Origin of the sequence: Nocardia sp. NPDC060220, assembly GCF_042727815.1 — a bacterium.
Classification (GTDB): domain Bacteria; phylum Actinomycetota; class Actinomycetes; order Mycobacteriales; family Mycobacteriaceae; genus Nocardia.
This window is the reverse complement of the sequence record NZ_JBHWZY010000393.1, coordinates 1-6,273: the sequence shown is the minus strand read 5'-3', so window position 1 is coordinate 6,273 and position 6,273 is coordinate 1. Positions and strand designations below refer to the sequence as shown.

At 69.7% G+C, this 6,273-nt stretch carries 8 protein-coding genes; 4 read left to right on the top strand and 4 right to left on the bottom strand.

The window, feature by feature from the left end:
- Positions 1 to 829, top strand: an 829-nt coding sequence (locus ACFWF3_RS20460) for a hypothetical protein (RefSeq protein WP_379314877.1), incomplete at its 5' end; no start/stop codon positions are given.
- Positions 830 to 854: 25 nt separating this feature from the next.
- On the opposite strand, the gene ACFWF3_RS20455 is transcribed toward ACFWF3_RS20460, so the two are convergent.
- Positions 855 to 1,424 (bottom strand): class I SAM-dependent methyltransferase, encoded by a 570-nt coding sequence (locus ACFWF3_RS20455; RefSeq protein ID WP_379314876.1) that lies wholly within the window; start codon positions 1,422 to 1,424, stop codon positions 855 to 857.
- Between the two features lie 55 nt (positions 1,425 to 1,479).
- Here ACFWF3_RS20455 and ACFWF3_RS20450 point away from each other — a divergent pair, with 55 nt between their 5' ends.
- Positions 1,480 to 2,268 carry an AraC family transcriptional regulator gene (locus ACFWF3_RS20450; protein ID WP_379314875.1) on the top strand — a complete coding sequence of 263 codons (789 nt, stop codon included), beginning with the start codon at positions 1,480 to 1,482 and terminating at the stop codon, positions 2,266 to 2,268.
- A gap of 90 nt (positions 2,269 to 2,358) precedes the next feature.
- Complete coding sequence (locus tag ACFWF3_RS20445; protein ID WP_379314874.1) at positions 2,359 to 3,123, top strand: 2-phosphosulfolactate phosphatase; 765 nt, start codon at positions 2,359 to 2,361, stop codon at positions 3,121 to 3,123.
- A 29-nt stretch (positions 3,124 to 3,152) separates the two neighbouring features.
- Here the strand turns inward: ACFWF3_RS20445 and map are convergent, their stop codons facing one another.
- Together map and ACFWF3_RS20435 are read right to left on the bottom strand one after the other, a co-directional pair.
- Positions 3,153 to 3,920 carry a type I methionyl aminopeptidase gene (map, locus tag ACFWF3_RS20440; RefSeq protein ID WP_379314873.1) on the bottom strand — a complete coding sequence of 256 codons (768 nt, stop codon included), beginning with the start codon at positions 3,918 to 3,920 and terminating at the stop codon, positions 3,153 to 3,155.
- Between the two features lie 60 nt (positions 3,921 to 3,980).
- Positions 3,981 to 4,796, bottom strand: a complete 816-nt coding sequence (locus tag ACFWF3_RS20435; RefSeq protein ID WP_379314872.1) for a mycofactocin-coupled SDR family oxidoreductase — start codon at positions 4,794 to 4,796, stop codon at positions 3,981 to 3,983.
- A gap of 119 nt (positions 4,797 to 4,915) precedes the next feature.
- On the opposite strand from ACFWF3_RS20435, the gene ACFWF3_RS20430 reads away from it, so the two are divergent.
- On the top strand, positions 4,916 to 5,179 hold the full coding sequence (locus ACFWF3_RS20430; RefSeq protein WP_378627518.1) for a helix-turn-helix domain-containing protein: 264 nt from the start codon (positions 4,916 to 4,918) through the stop codon (positions 5,177 to 5,179).
- Positions 5,180 to 5,221: 42 nt separating this feature from the next.
- Here ACFWF3_RS20430 and ACFWF3_RS20425 read toward each other — a convergent pair.
- Positions 5,222 to 6,273, bottom strand: a 1,052-nt coding sequence (locus tag ACFWF3_RS20425) for a collagen binding domain-containing protein (RefSeq protein ID WP_379314871.1), incomplete at its 5' end; no start/stop codon positions are given.

Genomic DNA, 6,273 nt, shown 5'->3' with positions numbered 1-6,273 from the left:
GGGCCTGGAGAACCTCGAGTACGACGGCCGCGGCGGCTTCTACGTCAGCGGCATCGTTCGCGGAGAGATCCTGCACGTCGGCGCCGACGGCCGGGTCACCACGATCCGCACCGGCCTCGACAACCCCGCCGGGCTGCGGCTGATCGGCGGCGATCTCTACTTCGTCACCGGTGACGGCACCACACCGAACGGCGGCGGCACCCTGAGCCGACTCGATACGGCCACCGGCGAGGTCACCGTTGTGCTCCCGAACCTGGTGCAGCCCAACGGATTACTGCTGCTCCCCGACGGCGACCTGCTCATCTCCCAGCTCTCCGTCCCCTGGCCGCCGGTGGGCATCAGCCGCTACCGCCCCGCCACCGGCGAATTCACCCTCGCCTGGTCCCCTGTCCCCCGCCCCAACGGCCTCGCTCTCGCCCCCGACCACCGAGCGGTCATCACCGAGGACGTCCTCACCTCCCAGCTCGTGCGGGTTCCCTTCGACGCCCCCGACCGGCCCACTCCCCTCGCCACCGTGAACGACGGTCTCCTGCCCGGACTGGACGACCTCGATGTCACCGCCGCGGGCCTCGCCTTCGTCACCGGCGACTACTCCGGCAGCGTCTACCAGGTCGACCCGGCCACCGGCGCCTGGTGCACACTGGCCACCGGCTGGACCACTCCCCGGGGCTCGCTCCCCAGCCCACCGCCGATCGGGCCCACCTCGGCCCGCCTGGCCCCCGACCTCACCACCGGAGCGTGGTCGCTCTATGTCACCAGCATCGACGGCACACTCCGCCGTCTGCGGCCACCACCCGGTATCGACCTGACGCCCTCCTTCCTGCGCTGAGCACGAGCAAGCTCCGAGCGAAGAGTCAGCGGGGCCGCTCGGCCCGGAACCGGAACATTCCGAGACCGGTTTTCACGTCGATGCCCGTGAACCCCGCGACCGCCAGCCGGTCGGCGAGCGTGTCCGCCGGGACCGGTACGCACGTGTCACCCACATGCTGGAGCCGGAACAGCGGACTGTCGAGTCCGTCCGAGCCGGCGAACACCCCGCCGGGTCGCAACACCCGCAGCGCTTCGGCGAACAGGTCGTCCTGCTGTGCGGGTGAGGGGACGTGGTGCAGCATCGTGAAGCAGACCACCGAGTCGAACTCCTTGTCCGGCAACGGCATCGCGGTCGCGTCGCCGTCGACCACCCGCAGCTCCCGCGCGAACCGGGTGCGCAGACGCGCGGCCAGCACGGGGTCGATTTCCAGGCCGGTGAGCGAGGCCGCCCGGTCCCGCAGTGGCGCCACGTTCGCGCCGAAACCCGGGCCGATCTCCAACGCGGACGCCCCGAGGTCGATGTCGCGCATCACCCACGGCACGATCTTCGTCGCCGTCACCCATTCCCACGCCGTGGACCTGCACAACAGCCTGTGCCAGTAATTCATCGCCATAGCTACGACGGTAGGAGCCGGGGTCCGTGGCCGATAGTCACTACGCTGACAGACTATGTCGCAGAACGGACATGACCTGCTGCTGGCCGCGGACACCGGTCCGACGGCCATGGTGCTCGGCGCGGGAATCCTGCCCGCCGGATACTGGTTCGACGAGCACCGCCACCCCCAGCATCAGATCGCCTGGGCGGGTAGAGGAGTCATCGGGATCGACATCGGCGCCCACCACTGGGTGCTACCGCCGACCAGAGCCTTGTGGATACCCGGCGGCGTCGCGCATCGCACCGGAACGACGGCCGGGGCCGATATGCGCGGCATCTTCGTCGAACCCGACCGGTGCCCGGCACTGTTTCCCGGACCGACGCTGCTGAGCGTCTCCCCGCTGCTGCGAGAACTGTTCGACCACATGACATCACGGCGATTGACAGACGACGGACGGACGCGGGCCGAAGCGATGGTGTTCGATCTGCTCGAGCCGGTCGAGGTCGTTCCGATCGGCGCGCCACTGCCGACCGACCCCCGTGCACGCGTCGTCGCCGAGGTCCTGCTCGACAATCCCGCCGACGACCGCACCCTCGCCGAACTGGGCAGGCACGCCGCGGCCAGCTCGCGCACCCTGGCTCGCGCGTTTCGCGCCGAGACCGGCCTGACCTTCGCGCAATGGCGGACCCAGATCCGCCTGGCGGCCTCTCTGACCCCACTGGCCGACGGTGTACCGGTGACCCGCATCGCCGCCCGGGTCGGCTATCACAGCCCGAGCGCGTATGTGGCCGCGTTCCGGCGGGCCGTCGGCACGTCGCCGGGACAGTACTTCGCCGGTCCCGTAGCCAATCGGTCGTCCTGACCGGTCGGGGTTTCACGCGTGGTGAGGTCAGCGGTGGCGCATCGTCGGTTGCCGTGGTGGACTGGCGGATTCGGCTATCGGGAGGTCAGCGTGCGATCGGCACCGCAGTGGGCACGGCAGGACGGATTCGGGATCCGGGTGGAGTGGGGGCGGACCGGCGCGGCGATACTCGGGCCGGGGGCCGGGTGCCTGGTGGTGATCGACGTGTTGTCGTTCACGACGTCGGTGTCCGTCGCTACCGCCGCCGGCACCGCGGTCTTCCCGTATCGGTGGCGAGACGAGTCGGCGCGGGACTTCGCCGCGGAGAATGCCGCCGAACTGGCCGTCGGACGGCGGGAGGCCGGTCCGTGGTCGCTGTCGCCGGCGGCGATCCGGCGCGCGCCGTTCACGCCACGCCTGGTGCTGCCCTCGCCCAACGGTTCCAACATCGCCGCCGCTGTCGAGGAAACGCCGGTCGTCGCCGCCTGCCTGCGCAATGTCAGCGCGGTCGCCGACTGGCTCGTCGCCCAGCACTGGGGCACTCCCGATCGACCGATCGCGATCATCGCGGCGGGCGAGCACTGGCCGGGCACCGACACCGTGCGGCCCGCGCTCGAGGACTGGCTCGGTGCCGGTGCGCTCGCCGCCGCGCTGATCGATCGCGGCATCACTACTCCGTCCCCCGAAACACACACGGCTGCGGCAGCATTCGAGGCGGCAGCCGACGTGGGCGCGCTGATCACGGAGTGCGCGTCCGGCCGCGAACTCGCCGCGATCGGCTTCGCCGAGGATGTGGCCATCGCGATCGAACGCGACGCCGACGCCACCGTCCCGGTTCTCACCGGCAACGCCTTCGTCGACCGCCGACCCCGCTAGCAAGCTTCGGCACGTCCGGAGCCGATCGATCAGTCGTGGGAGGTGAGGATCCGTGGGCCGTCGGCGGTGACGGCGATGGTGTGCTCGCTGTGCGCGCAGCGGGAGCCGTCGGCCGAGCGGATGGTCCATCCGTCGGCGTCGGTGTAGACCTTCGCCGTGCTCGCCGCGAACCACGGCTCGATGGCCACCGTGAGACCGGGCCGCAGCCGGAACCCGCGCCCAGCCCTGCCGTCGTTGGCGATATGGGGATCCTCGTGCATCGTCCGCCCGAGCCCGTGCCCGCCGAACTCGGTATTGACCGGGTATCCGTACCCGCGAGCGACGTTCGCGATCGCGGCGGAGATATCGCCGATCCGGTTGTCGGGTTGCGCGGCCGCGATCCCGGCGGTCAGGGCCTCTTCCGTGGCCCTGACCAGTCGCTCGTCCGCGGGTGCGGGGGTACCGACGATGAACGAGATCGCCGAGTCAGCGACCCAGCCGTCGATCGACACGGCCAGATCAGCCGTCAGCAGGTCGCCGTCGCGCAAGACGTAGTCGTGCGGAAGCCCGTGCAGCACAGCATCGTTCACGGCCAGACACACCGTATTGCGGAACGGCCCGCGCCCGAACGACGGCGAGTAGTCCCAGTAGCACGACACCGCCCCGCGCTCGCGAATCCGTTCCCGCACATACGCTTCCAGTTCGAGCAGGTTCACCCCGACCGCCGCACGGTCGCGCACCCCGGCCAGCACGTCGGCGACGAACCGGCCGGTCACCCGCATGCGCTCGATCTCCGCGGGTGATTTCAGCTCCACCATCACGCCTCCACTTGGTATTTTCATACCGACACTAGCCGCGCCGGTATAAAAATACCAAAATCAGCGGTTCAGGTTGCCCATGTCCACCGGAATCTGCGCACCGGTGATCTGGCTCGCCTCGTACGAGCACAACCAGGCCACGGTCGCCGCGATCTCCTCGGGCTGACAGATGTGGCTGGGCAGGGCGTTCATGAAGATGGGCGCGAGAGTGGCACCGTACTCCTCGAACAGCGGGCCCATCTCGTTGATCTGCATGCCGCTCGCCACGCCCGCGGGATGGACGGTGTTCACCCGGATCCGGTGCGCGCCGAGCTCGTTCGCCATCGTCTTGGCCAGACCCGTGATCGCGTGCTTGGTCGCGACATAGTGGCCGGTGAACGGCGTGCCCTTCAGACCCGCCACCGAACTGATGAACACCATCGCGCCACCCTCGCCCTGCGCGATCAGATGGGGCACAGCGGCTTTCGCGGTGTGGAAGACGCCCGTCAGGTTGACGTCGATGGTCTCCTGCCACTGCTCGGCGGTGATCTCCCACGACATCGCCGCCGAACAGATGCCCGCGTTGGCCACCACCACATCGAGTCTGCCCAGCTGCTCGATGCCCGCCGCCAGCGCCGCGGACAGCCCGTCGAAATCGCGCACATCGACCTTGCTCGCGACGATCTCGGCGCCCGTCGCTTCGACGAGCTTCACGGTCTCGGCCAGATCCGCCTCGGTCGCGCCCGCGTAGCTGGTGCTGGCGAACTCCGCGCACGCGTCGATCGCGATCACGTCGGCACCCTCCTCGGCGAAGCGCACCGCCTCGGCCCTGCCCTGCCCACGCGCCGCTCCCGTCACGAAAACGACCTTGCCCTCGAACCGTCGTGTCATACCCATACCTTTCGAACTTCGATGTCCTCCCCTGACACCTACCACCGCCACCGCCCGGGCGAGGCGAAAACGGAGATCCCTACTCAGCTTGGCCATCGCGTTCGCGAGGACATACCATCGGTCGCATGGTCCGACTCCCGCTCAGCCCCGCGCAGGTCGAAGCAGGCCGCCGTCTCGGCCGCCGCCTTCGCACCGCTCGCGGCGACCGCGACCTCGCCGAGGTGGCCCTGCGAGCGGGTATTTCCCCGGAAACGCTGCGCAAGATCGAGTCGGGACGGCTGCCCTCACCGGCCTTCGGCACGGTCGTCGGCCTGGCCGAGGCCCTCTCGATTCCCCTGACCGAGCTGGCCGAGTCCTACCGCGACGAACAGGTCGCCGAGTCCGCCTGATCGGCACGCCGCGCACCCTGCCCGATGCTGCGCTCGACCCGCCTACCGGCGGTTCATCGACTCCTCGTTCTCGTATCCCAGCGTCACATCATGGGTGATCTCGCCGCGGGTCACCGATACCTGACTCGCGACGGGCGGATAGCCGCGGGCGACCACCGTGTACTCCCCCTCCGGCAGGTCCGGTACCAGGTACCGCCCCTTCTCGTCGGTGCGCGCCGTCGCTGCCGGATCGCCGCCCGAGTCCAGGACCGTGATCTGCACATCGGCGACGGGGCGGTCGCCGTCCACCCAGGCCGAGCCCAGGAGGATGGCCATCGGTTCGAGGTCGATGTCGCGATGCAGCGAGCCCGTCTCCGGCACGGTCAGCGCGACTGCCGCCGGCCGCATGTGATCGGCGACCGCGACCAGGGTGTAGGTACCGCTCACGACGTCGCGGCACACGTAGGTGCCGTCTTCGCCGGTGATCGCCGCGCCCACCACCTCGCCCTCGGGATCGGTCAGCGTGATCGTGGCACCCCAGAGCGGTTCGCCGCGCCGCGCCGATCGCACGATCCCGGTGAGTTCACCCGCGCCGGTGAGCATCAGGTCGACGTGCTGGGCGCGCTCCCCGATCGACACGCTCACCGCTTCGGGCTGATGCCCGGCCGCCGCGGCGATGAGTACATAGTTGCCCGGCCGGGGCGCCTCGATCACGTACGCACCGTCGGCGTCGCCGTTGCCACGGGCCACCTGATGCCCGTGCTGATCGATCAGGGTGAGCGTCGCGGCGGGTACCGGGCGCGCGTCGTCGCGTCGCAACAGCCCCGCGATCACCCGACCGGTGGCGACGGGGTGCAGTTCGCCCGCCATCTCGTGCGCGTCGTGCAGGCTCACATCGCGCAGCGCGGTGGCATCGGACTGATCGTCCGGTGCCGGATCCTCCTGCAGCGGAATCTCTTTCATGAAGACCAGCACCAGGCAGGCCACCACGGCGAGGTCGGCGGCGAGCAGGAACACGCTGTGCATCGAGTCGGTGAACCCCTCGAGGATCGGGATCCGCAACTCGTCGGGCAGCGTGGCGATGCCGCTGGTATCGCTCAGCAGGCCGTCGAGGC